The following is a 15,100-nucleotide window of genomic DNA, read 5'->3' on the forward strand; positions in this document are numbered from 1 at the left end:
CAAGCCCGCCCCCGTGCGCGGCGGCACGGCGGATTACCTCTCGGACAAGGCGCTGCGCGGCACCATCCGGCTGGCGCTGACGCTGCCGCCTGCGCTGCGCGGACGGATGATGGGAACGCTGGTGCGGCGCCTCGTGGCGCCGCTCGCGGGCTACCGGGCGCGCGCCATGGCCAATCTCGAACACGTCTGGCCGGATATGCCCGAGGCCGAAAAGCGCCGCATCGCCGATCAGGTGGCCGACAATGCCGGGCGCACGATGATCGAGAATTACGACGTCGCCGGACTTTTGGAGCGGATGAAGGACACGCCGGTGACCGGCGAAGGCGTCGCCGCGATCGAAGCCGCCCGCGCCGAGGGGCGCCCGATCCTCTTTGTCACCGGCCATTACGGCAACTTCGAAGCGCCGCGCGCCGCGCTGGTGGCGCGGGGCTGGCGCATCGGCGGGCTCTACCGGCCCATGGCCAACCCGTTTTTCAACGAGCACTATGCCGCCAATATGCACGCGCTGAGCGATCCGGTCTTTGAACAGGGCCGCCGCGGCACCATGGGGCTGCTCAAGCACATTCGCGGCGGCGGCATGGGCGTGCTGTTGTTCGACGTCTACGACAGCGCCGGAACCTCCATCGACTTTCTCGGCCAGCCCGCGCCCACGCTGACCTCCGCCGCCGAGATCGCGGTGAAAACCGGCGCGCTCTTTGTGCCCTTCTTCGGCATCCGCAAGCCCGACGGGGTGAACTTCGAGGCGGTGTTTGAAGCGCCCATCGCCCATGGTGAGCCGGTGGAGATGATGCGCGAGGTCACCCGTAGGCTGGAGGCGCGGATCGAGGCAGACCCGGGCCAGTGGTTCTGGATCCACCGCCGCTGGAAGCCCAAGCGCCAGCGCAAGCGGGCCGAGAAGCGCGCGCGCCAGCACGATCAGAGCTAGTCCGCCGAGCACGGCGCTGCCTGCGCAAAAGGCTTGCCGAATGCAGCGCCGTCGGCTCTCCTGCCCGGATATTCGAGACAGGAATTTTCCGGGAGACCCCAAATGCCTTCAGCCAAGTTCTACCTTACAGCGGCGCTGATGCTCGCCGCCTGCGCCGAGACAGATAGCCCCGCAATAGACGCGCCCATGCCCGCCTCTCCGGCTGGACCGCCCTTCATCACCTCGATGTCGCCCGACGTCAGCAGCGCGGCGATTTCGGCCTGCCAGTCGGCGCTTGCGGCGCAGACCGAGGGCGGCGTCACCGTGGTCGGCGGCGAAACCTCAGAGGCGGCAACGGCGGTCTATATGCGGGTCGGCGCCAACGGGGCACCATGGCGTTGTCTGGTCGCGCCTGACGGCAGCAACCCAGACCTGATGTTCATGGGAGATGAGGGCGCGGCCTGACTCGCAACTGGCCTCGCCGCGTGCTGGATCAGTCTTTCCAGCGCGCCGAGGCCAGAACCGGGCCGAACTGGGCTTCCTGCAGAAGCACCACAGCCGGATCGTCGCCTTCCAAGGGCACGGAGGTCTCATAGGGCTCCTGCCCGTCCCAACTGCCGATCACCTGCCAGCCGTGGGCGATATTGGTGTAGGTCACCTCAAGCCCGGCATTCTCGCCATCCTCGATCGAGACGGTCTTTTCCGGCGCATAGCGCACGAGGTGGATCACCGTTTCCGGCGGCAGCTTGGCCAGCGGCTCGGCGCGGATCACCAATTGGTCGCCATCGCGCGCCACCAGAAGTTTCGCGGGCGACGCGGTTTCCGACGCGGCGCGGATCGCATCCACCACTTTCATCGGGCGCGAGCCAACCACGTCGTAGCGCCCGTTCACGATCATCTGCGGCGTGTAGAGCGAGCGGCGACCGGCGGCGCGGGCATAGCCCTTCTGGCGCTTGGTAAAGCCCGGATCGGCGAAATCATCCTTCCAGCCGATGTAATCCCAATAGTCCACATGCAGCGCCAGCGGGATGACATCCTCGCGGTTGCTGAGCTCGGCAAGCACCGCATCGGCGGGTGGACAGGCGGCACAGCCTTGCGAGGTGAACAGCTCGACGAGAACCGGGTTGTCCTGCTGCGCCTCGGCTGCGCTGCCCGCAAGCAGCATGGCGAGAGGTGCCATCCAAGTCGTGAGTCGGTTCATCTGAGCAGTGTTCCCCATGTCTGCGCCCCCATCTGGGGTACAAAACCCTCTTTGAAATAACCAATCAAGGTTTTGCGAGAGCAGGTGAAGCGTGTTTTCCGTGCATTGTATACCGTTGGATACAAAAAAACTCACGCGCCACTTGATCCAGCCCCCCCTCTGAGCCATCTACCTACTAGCGACCCATTTTTCTCCACGCAATGAGAGGGAGCCAGACATGCCTATTACAGTCGGTCAGGACACGGCCAAGACCCGCAAGACGCTTGAGGTCAACGGCAAGACAATCGCTTATTACTCGATCCCCGCAGCAGAAGAGGCCGGTCTCGGCGAGTTCTCGAAGCTTCCCGCCGCTCTGAAGGTCGTGCTGGAAAACATGCTCCGCTTCGAAGACGGCAAGACCGTCTCGGTGGACGACATCAAGGCGTTTTCGGAATGGGGCAAGCAGGGCGGCAAGAACCCCCGCGAGATCGCTTACCGTCCCGCCCGTGTGCTGATGCAGGATTTCACCGGCGTTCCGGCGGTTGTTGACCTTGCCGCCATGCGCGACGGCATCAAGGCGCTGGGTGGCGATGCGCAGAAGATCAACCCGCTCAACCCCGTGGATCTGGTCATCGACCACTCGGTGATGATCGATGAGTTCGGCAACCCGCGCGCCTTCCAGATGAACGTGGATCGCGAGTACGAGCGTAACATCGAACGCTATGAGTTCCTCAAATGGGGCCAGTCCGCGTTCAACAACTTCCGCGTCGTGCCGCCGGGCACCGGCATCTGCCACCAGGTGAACCTTGAGTATCTGGCGCAGACCGTCTGGACCGATGAAGATCAGGACGGCACCGAGGTCGCCTACCCCGACACGCTGGTCGGCACCGACAGCCACACCACGATGGTCAACGGCGCTGCGGTTCTGGGCTGGGGCGTCGGCGGTATCGAGGCCGAGGCCGCGATGCTCGGCCAGCCCATCTCCATGCTGATCCCCGAGGTCGTCGGCTTCAAACTGACCGGCGAGATGATGGAAGGCACCACCGGCACCGACCTCGTGCTGAAGGTCGTCGAAATGCTGCGCGCCAAGGGCGTGGTCGGCAAATTCGTGGAGTTCTACGGCGACGGGCTCGACAATTTGCCGCTGGCGCAGCGCGCCACCATCGCCAACATGGCCCCAGAATACGGCGCCACCTGCGGCTTCTTCCCGATCGACGCCGAGACCCTGCGCTATCTCGAGCAGACCGGCCGCGACAAGGAGCGCATTGCGCTGGTCGAAGCCTACGCCAAGGAGAACGGCTTCTGGCGCGACGGCGGTTATGATCCGGTCTACACCGACACGCTCGAGCTCGACATGGGCACCATCGTGCCCGCCATCTCGGGCCCGAAACGCCCGCAGGACTATATCGCGCTCGACGCCGCCGCCCCCGCCTTTGCCGAGTTCGTCGAAGGCCAGCGCAACGGCAACAACACCGACAAGGCCGAGGCCCGCTGGGAAGCCGAGGGCGGCGCCCCCGAGCCCACCGACATCCCCGGCGACGTCGGCCACCACAAGAAGGGCTGGTACAAGACCGACGACGGTGCCTACCAGCTGCACGACGGCTCGATCGTGATCGCCTCGATCACCTCCTGCACCAACACCTCGAACCCCTATGTGATGATCGGAGCCGGTCTGGTGGCGCGCAAGGCGCGTGAGCTTGGCCTCAACCGCAAGCCCTGGGTGAAAACCTCGCTCGCGCCGGGCTCGCAGGTCGTGTCGGAATACCTCGAGGCCGCCGGGCTGCAAGAAGACCTTGACGCCGTGGGCTTCAACCTCGTGGGCTATGGCTGCACCACCTGTATCGGCAACTCCGGCCCGCTGGATGCGCCGATCTCGAAAGCGATCAACGATTACGATCTGATCGCTACATCGGTGCTCTCGGGAAACCGCAACTTCGAGGGCCGCATCTCGCCCGACGTGCGCGCCAACTACCTCGCCTCGCCGCCGCTGGTGGTGGCCTACGCGCTGGTGGGCGACATGAACGTCAACATCGCGACGGATGTCATCGGTCAGGACAAAGACGGCAACGACGTCTACCTCAAGGACATCTGGCCCTCGAACGCCGAGATCGCAGAGCTGGTCGAAAAGACCGTGACCCGCGCGGCCTTCCAAGAGAAATACGCCGACGTCTTCAAGGGCGACGAGAAGTGGCAGGGTGTGGAAGTCAAAGGCGGCGAGACCTACAGCTGGCCGCCGACCTCGACCTATGTGCAGAACCCGCCCTACTTCCAAGGCATGTCCAAGGATCCGGGCGTGATCACCAATATCGAAGGCGCGCGCATCCTTGCGGTGCTCGGCGATATGATCACCACCGACCACATCTCGCCCGCAGGCTCGTTCAAAGAGAGCACCCCCGCCGGTCAGTACCTTGTCGAGCATCAGGTGCCCGTGCGCGAGTTCAACTCGTATGGCTCGCGCCGCGGCAACCACGAGGTGATGATGCGCGGCACATTCGCCAACATCCGCATCAAGAACGAGATGCTGGATGGCGTCGAGGGCGGCTACACCAAGGGCCCCGACGGCGCGCAGACCTCGATCTATGAAGCCGCCATGGCCTATCAGGATCAGGGCACGCCGCTGGTGATCTTCGGCGGTGAACTTTACGGCGCTGGCTCCTCGCGAGACTGGGCGGCCAAGGGCACGGCGCTGCTGGGCATCAAGGCGGTGATCGCCGAGAGCTTCGAGCGCATCCACCGCTCCAACCTCGTTGGCATGGGGGTGATCCCCTTCGAGTTCACCGGCGGCGACACCCGCACCACGCTGGGCCTCACCGGTGAAGAAACCGTCAGCATCGAAGGGCTCGACAGCGTCACCCCGCTGGCCGAGGTGCCCTGTACCATCACCTTCAAGGACGGCTCGACGAAGACCATCCAGCTCAAGTGCCGTATCGATACGGCGATCGAGAAGGAATACGTCGAGCACGGCGGCGTGCTGCACTACGTGCTGCGCAACCTCGCCGCCTCCTGATCGGCGCGCGGCGCGACTCGTCGCGCTTGCCTGACTGCTATGAACCGCCCGGAGCCCATGCTTCGGGCGGTTTTGCATTGCCCGGATGCTGCCTATGGCGGCCGTTTCGTGCCGATCCAAGGGCTGGCTGTGACCCGAAATCCTCAACCATGCCGCTTTTCCGCGCAGAAGAACGCAATTTAGGCAAAAGACCGCACGCATGTCGCAATCGCGACACCTGATCCGCCGCAACCTGCTGTATTCTTGTCAGAAGCTCCTACCTGAGGGGCAGCGAGCACAAGAACGACGACTACCAGAACGATCACCATAAAAACGACAGCAGATAAAAACCATAAGGGGGTCCGCCCGCAGCCATAAGCGGGGGCAGCCACCACATCTTTGAGGCAGAAGATGAAACGCACAACCATGATCCAGCTGGCGGCGCTTGTCGCCCTCGCCGTCCTTGGCGCCTATCACGGTGCGAAGGCGCAGCAATCCCCCGCGAGTCCGGTCTGCAGCAGGCCCGCGCTCGAGCATCCGATGGCGCCCCTCGCAAGTGATACGAAGGGCACTTGCGAACTCTGACGCGCCTTTGGTGACGCCGCGTGCTGCGCGGGCGTCTGGCACTCTACTGGGCATCAAGGGAGGGGGCGCTGCCCCCTCGGCGCTTTGCGCCTCACCCCCGGCGTATTTTTAAAGAGAAGAAGCGGGCTCAGCTGCGCGCAGATGCACGCGGTGCCGGGAACAGCAGGTCGTAGAGCCAGTTGAAGACGAAGGCGTAGCCCACGTAGAACAGCGCGAAGGACATATCCATGACCAGCGCGTGCCAAAGGCTCACCCCCAGCTGCCACGCAATATAGGGCGCAAGCGCCAGCAGCAGCCCCGCCTCGAAGAGCAGCGCATGCGCGATGCGCAGGCCCGGCGTCTTTTGCGCATGGCCATAGCGGCGCTGCATCCAGCGGTCGAAGAGCAGATTGTAGAGATAGTTCCAGCCCGTCGCCACGAGGCTGCAGACCAGCGCGATCAGGCCGATCTCATGGGCTGAGGCGCCAAAGGCGCTGGCGCCGAGCGGGATGATGAGGGCGAGCCCGATAAGCTCGAAGCTGAGGGCGTGGCGGATACGGTCGAAACGGCTGCGCATGAGGGGTCTCCTTTGCCTCGGTCCGTCCCGTCTCGTATCCCTTTTGCGGGGGAGGTCGTCCTCACTCGATCAGCGCATCTACGCCCTCCGGCGCGGCGTTTCAAGGCCGCACCAGAGAGATGGCCGCGCTGAAATGGCTCAGCCGGCTTTGCGCAATTCGGGGGCCACTTTGGTGCCCAGCACCTCGATCGCCCTCAGCATCTCGGAATGTTCGATCACCCCGATCGCCATCTGGATCGTCACGCGGTCAAAGCCGAGGTCCTCGCGCAGGCCAAGGATCTTATCCACCAGCTGCGCCGGGCTGCCGACAAACATCGAGCCCTCGCGGCTCATGCTCTCGTCATATTGCGCGCGGCTCTGCGGCGGCCAGCCGCGCTCGCGGCCCAGCTGGTCCATCACCTGCTTTTGCGCCGGGAAGAAGAGATCGGCGGCGCGCTGGCTGTCCTCGCCGACAAAGCCGTGCACGTTGAGCGAGACGCGCGCCTGCTCGGCGTGGCCGGTCTGCGCCGCGGCCTTGCGGTAGAGAGCGGCCAGCGGCGCGAACCGCCGCGGCTGCCCGCCGATGATCGCCAGCGCCAGCGGCAGACCCAGCGCCCCGGCCCGCACCATGCTCTGCGGCGTGCCGCCCGCGGCGATCCACAGCGGCAGGCGGCCATCGCCGGTGGCACGCGGGTAAACCCCGGCGCCCTCGACCGCAGGTGTATGGGTGGTGCCGGGCCATTTCAGCGCTTCATACTCGTTGATCGCCATCAGCATCGACAGCTTTTCCTCGAACAGCTCGTTGTAATCGTCGAGCGCGTAGCCGAAGAGCGGGAAGCTCTCGATGAAACTGCCGCGCCCCACCATCATCTCGGCGCGGCCGCCGGTCAGATTGTCGAGCGTCGCGTACTGCTGGTAGACGCGGATCGGATCGTCGGAGCTGAGCACCGTCACCGCCGAGCTGAGCTTGATGCGCTTGGTGGTGCGCGCCGCCCCTGCCAGCACCGTCGCGGGCGAGGAGATCGCGTAATTCGGGCGGTGGTGCTCGCCGAGGCCAAAGACGTCGAGCCCGACCTGATCGGCCAGTTCGATCTCTTCCATCAGGTTCTGCAGCCGCGCCTGCGCGTCGATCTTTTCGCCGGTGACCGGGTTCGTGCCCACATCGCCGAAAGTGTAGAGTCCGAGTTCCATTGCAATCTCCTTGCCTTGGCCCGGTATTTAGGGTGCGCGCGGCGTCCGCGACAGCCCTGCCCGCGCACATGGGTTGTGCATCGGGTGATCAGGCGGGCGCGGTCAGGCGGGCGGCAGATGCAGCTCGGCGCGTTGGCCCTCGCCGATGCTTTGGGGCAGCTCCAGTGTGCCGCCGAGCCGGTCCATCGCCGCAGCCGCAATCGCCAGCCCGAGCCCGCTGCCATCGCCGCCCGCCGTGCCGCGCACGAAACGCTCGCAGACCCGCGCGCGCAGTTCGGGCGGGATGCCCGGCCCCGCGTCCTCGACCCGCAGCACACCGCCTTGCAGCGAGATGCGCACCGTGGCGCCCTCGGGCGAGGCCTGCACCGCGTTCTCGACCAGATTGCGCAGCGCCGTATGCAGAAGGAACCCGCTGGCGCGCAGCGGCGCGGACGCGCCCTGCGGCACATCCGAGCGCAAGAGCACCCCGCGCGCCTCGGCCAGCGGCGTGAGATCGGCGCATATCTCTTCACTCAGGCGGCCAAGGTCGGCATGACCCGGGGCCTCGCCCGCGCTTTCCACCGCCGAAAGCTCCAGAAGTTGCCGCACCATCCGATCGGTGCGATCGACCGAGCGTTCGATGTTCTGCAGAGCGCGCGCCCGGGTCGCCTCATCCGGCGCGATGCGGGCGATCTGTGCCTGCGTGCGCAGCCCGGCCAGCGGGGTCTTCAGCTCATGCGCGGCGAAAGCGGTGAAATCGCGCTCCGCCTCGCGCGCCTTGGCCAGCCGCCCGAAGAGACCGTCGAGCGCCGCGCGCATGGGGCGCATCTCGGCGGGCACCGGCCCTGCGGGAAGCGGACCGAGATCGCCGGGGCTGCGCAGCCGCAGCGCCTCGGCCAGACGGTGCATGGGCGCGAGCCCGCGTCCGACGCTGACCCAGATCGCCGCCGCCAGCAGCGGCAGGATCACCGCCAGCGGCAGCAAAAGCCCCTCGATCACGCCCGACACAAGTTTGTCGCGCACGGCGAGGCTGTCGCCCACCATCACCCGCACGCCCAGCGTGGTGTTCTCCACCGTATAAACGCGCCATGTCTCGCCATCGACGGTGGATTCCGAATAACCGGTGCCATGGGCGGCGCTCAGCTGTGCCTGCGGTGCGCCCTCGGACTGGCCCACAAGACTGCCCTGCAGCGACCATATCTGGCACGACAGCTGATGCGCGTAATCGCCATGCGCATCGAGCGGGATCGCCACCGGCGCGCCCTCGCCCGCCATGGCGATACGCCGGTCCGAGAGCAGCGAAGACACCATGCGGGCGGCTTCGGCCAGCCGCGCGTCAAGCACCTGCTGCACCTGCGCGCGGGTGGAATGCTCGATCCAGAGCACCGCCGAAAACCAGATGCCGCCGGTCGCCAGCGCGAGGATCAGAAAGAGGCGCAGCCGCAGCGACACAGGGTCAGCCCCCGCGCGCCACGCGGTAGCCAAGGCCCCGCACGGTTTCGATGAAACTGCGCCCCAGCTTGGCACGCAGGTGATGCACATGCACTTCGACCGCGTTGCTTTCGACCTCTTCCTGCCAGCCGTAGAGACGCTCTTCGAGGGCGGGTTTCGACAGGATCTGCCCCGGACGCTCCATCAGCGCATGCAGCACCGCGAACTCGCGGCGTGAGAAACTCAGCGGCACGCCCTGCAGCACGCCGCGCATCTGCGCCGGGTCAAGCTCGAGCCCGTTCCAGCGCAGCACCGCCGCCGCGCGCCCATCGGCGCGGCGCAGGATCGCCCGCAGCCGCGCCGCCAGTTCCTCAAGATCGAAGGGTTTGCCAAGATAGTCATCCGCACCGGCGTCCAGCCCCTCGATCCGGTCCCGCACCTGATCGCGCGCGGTCAGCAGCAGCACCGGCAGGTCCGAGCCGCCGCGCCGGATCTCCGCCAGCAGGTCGATCCCCGAGCCATCGGGCAGCATCACGTCGAGCACCATGCCCGCGAACTCCGACGCCTCCAGCGCGGCGCGGGCGTCGGACAGCGTGCCGACCGGATCAGCGGTGAAGCCCGACAGCCCCAGCCCAACCGAGAGTCCCTCGGAAAGCACAGGGTCGTCCTCGACGATCAGGATGCGCATGAAACCTCCTTGCCTCGGCGCGTTCGCTGGTAAACCTTAAGGCTTACTTAAGCAGCAATTCATAGTCGCATCACATGACCCTTTGCCCGATGCCCCGCAAGGCGCCGATGCGCGGCGCCGCTTTTGTCCCCCTTGCCTGCGCACCGCGGCCGGTGCCCGGCGCAGGCCTGCCTGTTGCTGCAACACAACAAATTGGAACCGGAGTGCGGACAAATCATACCGCCGCTCTACCTGTTTCGCGACGAGGGGTCCCGCCCATCCGGCGCGCCTCCCCCCGCCCTTTCGTCGGAGCAGCCCCGCTGCACCGCCATCCCCAAACGAACGGAACCGCCAGATGACAGACATCCTCCGACCGCGCCGCAGTGTTCTTGCCGCGCTCTCGCTCGCCACATTGGGCCTGCTTTCGGCCTGCGCCAGCACGACTTCGGTGCCCCCGACCACCCCCGGCGCCATCTCGGAAGAGACGCGGATGATGTATATGGCGGTCGACGATGGCGACATCACCGTTCCGGCGATCGAGGATAAATATCTGACCGAGGCGAAGAAGCGGCAGGTGGTCGACTATTGGTCGGACGAGAAACCCGGCACGATCATCGTCGATCCCGGCGCGCGCTGGCTCTATCAGGTGCTCGAAGGCAATAAGGCCATGCGCTATTCGGTCGCCGTGGGCGCCGAGGGCCTGAGCTTTTCGGGCACCGCCAATATCGCGCTGAAGCGCGAATGGCCCTATTGGACCCCGACCCAGAACATGATCCGCCGCGAGCCGGAAACCTACAAGCCGGTGGCGAGCGGCCTGCCCGGTGGCCTCGAAAACCCGCTCGGTGCGCGGGCGCTCTATCTCTACAAAGGCGGGCGCGACACGCTCTACCGCATCCACGGCACCCCCTCGCCCTGGACCGTCGGCCATGCCACCTCGTCGGGCTGCATCCGCATGTTCAATCAAGATTCGATGCATCTTTACGAGCGCACCCCCAAGGGCACCAAGGTGATCGTGCTAACCAAGGGCCAATCCGGTCAGGGCACCGTGCCGCCGGGCACCGCCCTGCCCGCCACGGCAGCGCTTGAGGCGCCCGCCGCCCCGGCCAGCGCCACCTGAGCCTTCGGCGCGCGGCGCGCGGCGCACGGTGGATCGCATTCGCGTGAAGCCGGCGCCGCCGCGCCAAACGCTTAAGCTCCGGTTAAGGCCGGTCACGTCTCTGGCCCGCAAGGACGGGGGTATCCCCGCCGGAAAGGAGACCACATGAGCCATAACCTCACCCGCCGTGCCGCCCTTGGCGGCGCGCTCGCCACCGCCTCAGTACTTGCCACGCCCGCGCTGCTGCACGCCGGGACGCGCAACAATATCTCGAGCTTCGTGCGTCAGGACTGGCGCGACCATTTCGACGATCTGGGCAAAGCCACCATCGTCGCCGACACCGCGTCGCGCGCGCTGCACTTCTGGAACAGCGACGGCAGCGAATACCGGGTCTATCCCACCTCGGTGCCGATCTCGGAAGAGCTGACCAAACGCGGCTATACCTCCATCGTGCGCAAGAAGGTCGGCCCGTCGTGGACGCCCACCGCCTCGCAGATGGAGCGCTACCCCGACTGGAAGCCCATCGGCCCCGGCCCCGACAACCCGCTGGGCACCCACGCGATGTATCTCAGCTGGCCCGCCTATATCATCCACGGCACCCATGACACGCGGAAGATCGGGCGCCCGTCCTCGGACGGCTGCATCGGGCTTTACAACGAGAAGATCGCCGAGCTTTTCCAGCTCTGCCCAGTCGGCACGCAGGTGCGGGTGATCTGAAGGCTCATCTAAGTCTCGTTCCTTGCACGTCTTGTTCCCCTCGCGTGCGGACCCGCCGGAGGGCTCTTTGCGCCTCCGGCGGGGATATTTTTGCCAAGAGGAAGCCCCGGGGCGCCTACTGGATTGAACGGATCCCGCGATAGGCCGGGCCGAAGGTGCTGTAGACCTCGTCGAACGCGGGCACCAGCGCGGCCACCGGCTCGATCACCTCGGCGGTGGCGGGCGGGCGGATCACCTCCTCGGGGGCGGCGCCAGTGGCGGCGATGAGCCCCAGCCGCGCGGCACCGAGCGCTGCGCCGAACTCGCCCGACGCGGGCAGATGCAGCGGCGTGTCCAGCACCGTCGCGATGAGCCGCAGCCAGTAGCGTGAGCGGCTGCCGCCGCCGATCGCCAGCAGCTGCGACAGATCCGCGCCAGCGCTGCGCAGCGCCTCGGCGCTGTCGCGCAGGCCGAAGGCCACGCCTTCGAGCACCGCGCGGGTCATCTCGTCGCGCCCGGTTTCCGCGCCAAGCCCGGTGAAGGCGCCGCGGATCACCGCATCATTGTGCGGCGTACGCTCGCCCGAGAGATACGGCAAAAAGCGCACCCGGCCCGGCGGCTGCAGTGTGACGCCCAAAGGCGCGGTCAGCTCGGCAGGCCGCAGCCCGGCGATGCGCGACAGCCAGTTGAGACTGTCGGTGCAGGAGAGCATCACCCCCATCTGGTACCAGCGCCCCGGCACCGCGTGGCAAAAGCTGTGCAGCGCGCTTTCGGGGCGCGGATGGCAGCCATCCCGCGCCGCCAGCAACACGCCGGACGTGCCCAGCGAGACAAAGCCCTGCCCTTCGCCAAGCGCGCCGGTACCGCAGGCGGCGGCGGCATTGTCGCCCGCGCCGCCCGCCACGGTGACCGGGCCGGACAGGCCCCAGCTTGCCGCGATGTCTTTGCGCAGATCGCCCGCCGGGTCCGAGCCCTCGACCAGCCTCGGCATCTGGTCGCGGCGCATGTGACCGGCGGCCAGCAGCGCCTCGGACCAGTCGCGCCCGGCGATATCCAGCCACGAGGTACCGGCGCTGTCAGACATATCCGCCACATGTTCGCCGGTCAGATAGAGGGTGAGAAACGCCGCTGGCAGCAGCACCTTGGCGATCCTGGCGAAGACCTCGGGCTCATGGCGCTGCACCCAGCACAGCTTCGGCGCGGTGAAGCCGGGAAAGACGATATTGCCCGAGATCGCGCGAAATTCGGACCGCGCGTCAAGCTCTGCCGCCTCGGCATGGGCGCGGGTGTCGTTCCATAAGATGCAGGGCCGCAGCACCTGATCCTCGGCATCCAGCAGCACCGCCCCATGCATGTGCCCCGCAACGCCAATGCCGCGCAGCGACGGCCACGCGGGCTCGGCGCGCAGGTCGGAGACGGCGCCTTCCAGCGCCGCGATCCAGCTGGCCGGGTCCTGCTCGGACCAGCCGGGATGGGGATGCTGCGCCTCATAGTGGCGCTCGGCGCTTGCCAGCGGCGCGCCCGCCTCATCCACCAGCAGCGCGCGCAGCCCCGAGGTCCCGAGGTCGATCCCGAGATAGGCCATTCGCTCAGTCCTCGGGCTGGGTTGCGAGATAGGTTTCCAGCGCCACCTGCGCGCCATCCGACCAGATCAGCCCCAGCCAGCGTGCAAAGGCCGCGCCGAAAACGTCATTGCCGGCGATCTCGCCATAGACCGCGCGCTGGCTCAGCCAGGCCTCGGGCCTATCGCGCGCCTCTGCGGCGAGCGCGGTCAGCGCGCTCCAGTTCGGGTCATTGGGCTCGATCACCGTGCCGTCCTCGAAGGTGCCAAAGCAGTAGCGGCACCAGAGCGCGCTTTCGAGCGCCAGACCCTCGACCGAAGCGCCCTTGCGCAGACCGTCGGCGATCGAGGGCACGATGAACTTCGGCTGCCGGTTCGACCCGTCGAGGCAGAGACGGCGGATGGTGTCCTTCACCGCGGTATTGCCAAAGCGCTCTTCGATGAGCTCAAGATAGGCCGGCGGGGTGAACTCGGGCACCGGCTGCACATGCGGCAGGATCTCCTCCTGCTCGACCTTGCGCAGGAAGGCGCTGACCAGCGGGTGACGCATGGCGTCATCGGCAAACTCGCAGCCCATGAGCGCCCCGGCGTAGGCGATGATGGCATGGCCGCCGTTGAGGATGCGGATTTTCATCCGCTCGTAGGAATGCACGTGATCGGTGAAGGTGACGCCCACTTCCTCGAGCCGCGGGCGGCCTTGCGGGAAATTGTCCTCGAGCACCCATTGCCGGAACGGCTCGCAGGTCACCGGCACTGGATCGTCGAGGCCGAACTCCCGCGCCAGCGCCCGCTCGCCCGCGCCCGTCGCCGGGGTGATGCGGTCGACCATGGCGTTGGGAAAGGCGACGTTGGCCTCGATCCATTGCGCGAACTCCGGGTCGGAAAGCCGCGCGGTTCCGGCCACCGCGTCGCGGGTGACCTCGCCATTGCCGGGGATATTGTCGCAGCTCATCACCGTGAAGGGCGGCAGCCCCCCGGCCTTGCGCGCCTTGAGGGCGGCGACAATGGCCCCAAAGACCGTCTTGGGCGTGTCCGGCGCGGCGCCATCGGCGACAATGTCGGGATGGGTGGGATCGAAGGTGCCGGTGGTGGCATCGACGTAATAGCCGCCCTCGGTCACGGTCAGCGAGATGATCCGCGCGGCCGGATCCGCCATGCGCGCGATCAGCGGGCCGTTGTCGGGCGCGACCTCCACGAAATCCACCATGGCGCCGATGATACGCGGACGCGGCCCCGAGGGATCAAGCTCGATCACCGTGGAAAGATAATCCTGCGCCGCCAGCGCCTCGCGCATCTTGCCATCGGGCGCACGCACCCCCGCGCCGCAGATCGCCCAGTCATGATCCAGCCCCTTGGCAAACAGATCGTCGAGATAGACCGCCTGATGCGCGCGGTGAAAATTCCCGAGCCCGACATGGACGATCCCTGCCGACAGGGCGCTGCGGTCATAGCCGGGCACGGTGATGCGCTTATCGAGCGCGCCGAGCGTGTTGGTCTGGAGTTTCATCAAAGCCTCCGTCAGCTCATCCATTGTCCGCCGTCCACGTTGTAGGTCTGGGCGACGATGTAATTGGCCTCGTCCGAGGCGAGGAAGACGGCCATGCCGGTCAGATCCTCGGCCCGTCCCATGCGGCCGTAAGGCACCGCCTCGCCGACCTCGCGTTTCTTCTGGCCGAGCGGCTTGTTTTCATATTTGGCGAAGAAGGCGTCGACCCCGTCCCAATGCTCGCCATCCACCACGCCGGGGGCGATGGCGTTGACGTTGATGCCGTGTTCGATGAGGTTCAGCGCCGCCGATTGCGTCAGGCTGATCACCGCCGCCTTGGAGGCGCAGTAGACCGCCACCAAGGGCTCGCCCCGGCGTCCGGCCTGACTGGCCATATTGATGATCTTCCCGCCACCCCCGCGTTCGATCATATGTTTCGCCGCCGCCTGCATCGTAAAGAGCACCCCCGCGACGTTGATGTCGAAGACCCGCGCGTAATCCTCGCGGGTGATCTCGGTCAGCGGCGCGGCGGTAAAGAGCGCGGCGTTGTTGATCAGGATGTCGATCCGCCCGAGCCGCGCCACGCTCTCGGCGACGGCGCTGTCGATGCTGGCCTGATCGGTGACATCCATATGCACCGCCACGGCACCATCCCCCAGCGCCGCGGCGGTGGCTTCGGCGCGGGCGAGGTCGATGTCGGCAATCGCCACTTTCGCGCCCTCGCGCAGATAGGCTTCGGCAAATGCCGCCCCGATGCCCCGCGCCGCCCCGGTGATCAGGGCGCATTTGCCCTGCAGCCGCAT

General features: G+C 66.7%; 14 protein-coding genes. 6 read left to right on the forward strand and 8 right to left on the reverse strand.

The features are described from left to right. Positions 1 to 13: 13 nt before the first annotated feature. Entirely contained in the window at positions 14 to 925 is a 912-nt protein-coding gene (locus AYJ57_RS01530; RefSeq protein WP_066106506.1) for a lysophospholipid acyltransferase family protein, read from the forward strand. A 102-nt stretch (positions 926 to 1,027) separates the two neighbouring features. Beyond that, positions 1,028 to 1,369 carry a hypothetical protein gene (locus AYJ57_RS01535; protein ID WP_066100219.1) on the forward strand — a complete coding sequence of 114 codons (342 nt, stop codon included), beginning with the start codon at positions 1,028 to 1,030 and terminating at the stop codon, positions 1,367 to 1,369. A gap of 28 nt (positions 1,370 to 1,397) precedes the next feature. Here AYJ57_RS01535 and AYJ57_RS01540 read toward each other — a convergent pair whose 3' ends face one another. After that, entirely contained in the window at positions 1,398 to 2,105 is a 708-nt protein-coding gene (locus AYJ57_RS01540) for a DUF1223 domain-containing protein (protein ID WP_066106509.1), read from the reverse strand. 217 nt (positions 2,106 to 2,322) lie between these two features. Between AYJ57_RS01540 and acnA the strand changes: the two genes are divergently transcribed. Both acnA and AYJ57_RS25795 read left to right on the forward strand, forming a co-directional pair. Continuing rightward, positions 2,323 to 5,091, forward strand: a complete 2,769-nt coding sequence (acnA, locus tag AYJ57_RS01545) for an aconitate hydratase AcnA (RefSeq protein ID WP_066100222.1) — start codon at positions 2,323 to 2,325, stop codon at positions 5,089 to 5,091. A 390-nt stretch (positions 5,092 to 5,481) separates the two neighbouring features. Next, positions 5,482 to 5,655, forward strand: a complete 174-nt coding sequence (locus AYJ57_RS25795; RefSeq protein ID WP_157373897.1) for a hypothetical protein — start codon at positions 5,482 to 5,484, stop codon at positions 5,653 to 5,655. Positions 5,656 to 5,782: 127 nt separating this feature from the next. Here AYJ57_RS25795 and AYJ57_RS01550 read toward each other — a convergent pair whose 3' ends face one another. From AYJ57_RS01550 to AYJ57_RS01565, 4 genes are all read right to left on the reverse strand, one after another. Beyond that, on the reverse strand, positions 5,783 to 6,211 hold the full coding sequence (locus AYJ57_RS01550) for a PACE efflux transporter (RefSeq protein ID WP_066100224.1): 429 nt from the start codon (positions 6,209 to 6,211) through the stop codon (positions 5,783 to 5,785). Positions 6,212 to 6,349: 138 nt separating this feature from the next. Further along, a complete protein-coding gene (locus tag AYJ57_RS01555; protein WP_066100228.1) occupies positions 6,350 to 7,381 on the reverse strand; it encodes an LLM class flavin-dependent oxidoreductase in 1,032 nt (343 codons plus the stop codon). Positions 7,382 to 7,483: 102 nt separating this feature from the next. Next, a complete protein-coding gene (locus AYJ57_RS01560; RefSeq protein ID WP_066100231.1) occupies positions 7,484 to 8,812 on the reverse strand; it encodes an ATP-binding protein in 1,329 nt (442 codons plus the stop codon). A gap of 4 nt (positions 8,813 to 8,816) precedes the next feature. Then, positions 8,817 to 9,479, reverse strand: a complete 663-nt coding sequence (locus tag AYJ57_RS01565; RefSeq protein WP_066100234.1) for a response regulator — start codon at positions 9,477 to 9,479, stop codon at positions 8,817 to 8,819. 334 nt (positions 9,480 to 9,813) lie between these two features. Between AYJ57_RS01565 and AYJ57_RS01570 the strand changes: the two genes are divergently transcribed. Continuing rightward, positions 9,814 to 10,575, forward strand: a complete 762-nt coding sequence (locus AYJ57_RS01570) for a L,D-transpeptidase (protein ID WP_066100237.1) — start codon at positions 9,814 to 9,816, stop codon at positions 10,573 to 10,575. A 144-nt stretch (positions 10,576 to 10,719) separates the two neighbouring features. Then, positions 10,720 to 11,271, forward strand: coding sequence for a L,D-transpeptidase (locus tag AYJ57_RS01575; protein WP_066100240.1), 552 nt, complete (start codon positions 10,720 to 10,722; stop codon positions 11,269 to 11,271). Positions 11,272 to 11,386: 115 nt separating this feature from the next. Here the strand turns inward: AYJ57_RS01575 and xylB are convergent, their stop codons facing one another. Genes xylB through AYJ57_RS01590 form a run of 3 tightly spaced genes read right to left on the reverse strand, consistent with a single transcriptional unit; the run spans position 11,387 to position 15,100 of the window. Beyond that, a complete protein-coding gene (gene xylB, locus AYJ57_RS01580; RefSeq protein ID WP_066100244.1) occupies positions 11,387 to 12,835 on the reverse strand; it encodes a xylulokinase in 1,449 nt (482 codons plus the stop codon). A gap of 4 nt (positions 12,836 to 12,839) precedes the next feature. After that, the gene (locus AYJ57_RS01585; protein ID WP_066100247.1) at positions 12,840 to 14,318 is read right to left on the reverse strand and encodes a mannitol dehydrogenase family protein; all 1,479 of its coding nucleotides are present in this window, start codon (positions 14,316 to 14,318) and stop codon (positions 12,840 to 12,842) included. 11 nt (positions 14,319 to 14,329) lie between these two features. Continuing rightward, positions 14,330 to 15,100: an L-iditol 2-dehydrogenase gene (locus tag AYJ57_RS01590; protein ID WP_066100251.1), complete on the reverse strand. Its 771-nt coding sequence runs from the start codon at positions 15,098 to 15,100 to the stop codon at positions 14,330 to 14,332.

The organism is Salipiger sp. CCB-MM3, from assembly GCF_001687105.1.
Classification (GTDB): domain Bacteria; phylum Pseudomonadota; class Alphaproteobacteria; order Rhodobacterales; family Rhodobacteraceae; genus Salipiger.

Excerpts from the sequence above, each read along its gene's own strand:
- AYJ57_RS01535 (WP_066100219.1), top strand. The coding sequence starts at position 1,028 with ATGCCTTCAGCCAAGTTCTACCTTACAGCGGCGCTGATGCTCGCCGCC.
- AYJ57_RS01540 (WP_066106509.1), bottom strand. The coding sequence starts at position 2,105 with ATGAACCGACTCACGACTTGGATGGCACCTCTCGCCATGCTGCTTGCG.
- acnA (WP_066100222.1), top strand. The coding sequence starts at position 2,323 with ATGCCTATTACAGTCGGTCAGGACACGGCCAAGACCCGCAAGACGCTT.
- AYJ57_RS25795 (WP_157373897.1), top strand. The coding sequence starts at position 5,482 with ATGAAACGCACAACCATGATCCAGCTGGCGGCGCTTGTCGCCCTCGCC.
- AYJ57_RS01550 (WP_066100224.1), bottom strand. The coding sequence starts at position 6,211 with ATGCGCAGCCGTTTCGACCGTATCCGCCACGCCCTCAGCTTCGAGCTT.
- AYJ57_RS01555 (WP_066100228.1), bottom strand. The coding sequence starts at position 7,381 with ATGGAACTCGGACTCTACACTTTCGGCGATGTGGGCACGAACCCGGTC.
- AYJ57_RS01565 (WP_066100234.1), bottom strand. The coding sequence starts at position 9,479 with ATGCGCATCCTGATCGTCGAGGACGACCCTGTGCTTTCCGAGGGACTC.
- AYJ57_RS01570 (WP_066100237.1), top strand. The coding sequence starts at position 9,814 with ATGACAGACATCCTCCGACCGCGCCGCAGTGTTCTTGCCGCGCTCTCG.
- AYJ57_RS01575 (WP_066100240.1), top strand. The coding sequence starts at position 10,720 with ATGAGCCATAACCTCACCCGCCGTGCCGCCCTTGGCGGCGCGCTCGCC.
- xylB (WP_066100244.1), bottom strand. The coding sequence starts at position 12,835 with ATGGCCTATCTCGGGATCGACCTCGGGACCTCGGGGCTGCGCGCGCTG.
- AYJ57_RS01585 (WP_066100247.1), bottom strand. The coding sequence starts at position 14,318 with ATGAAACTCCAGACCAACACGCTCGGCGCGCTCGATAAGCGCATCACC.
- AYJ57_RS01590 (WP_066100251.1), bottom strand. The coding sequence starts at position 15,100 with ATGCGGCTGCAGGGCAAATGCGCCCTGATCACCGGGGCGGCGCGGGGC.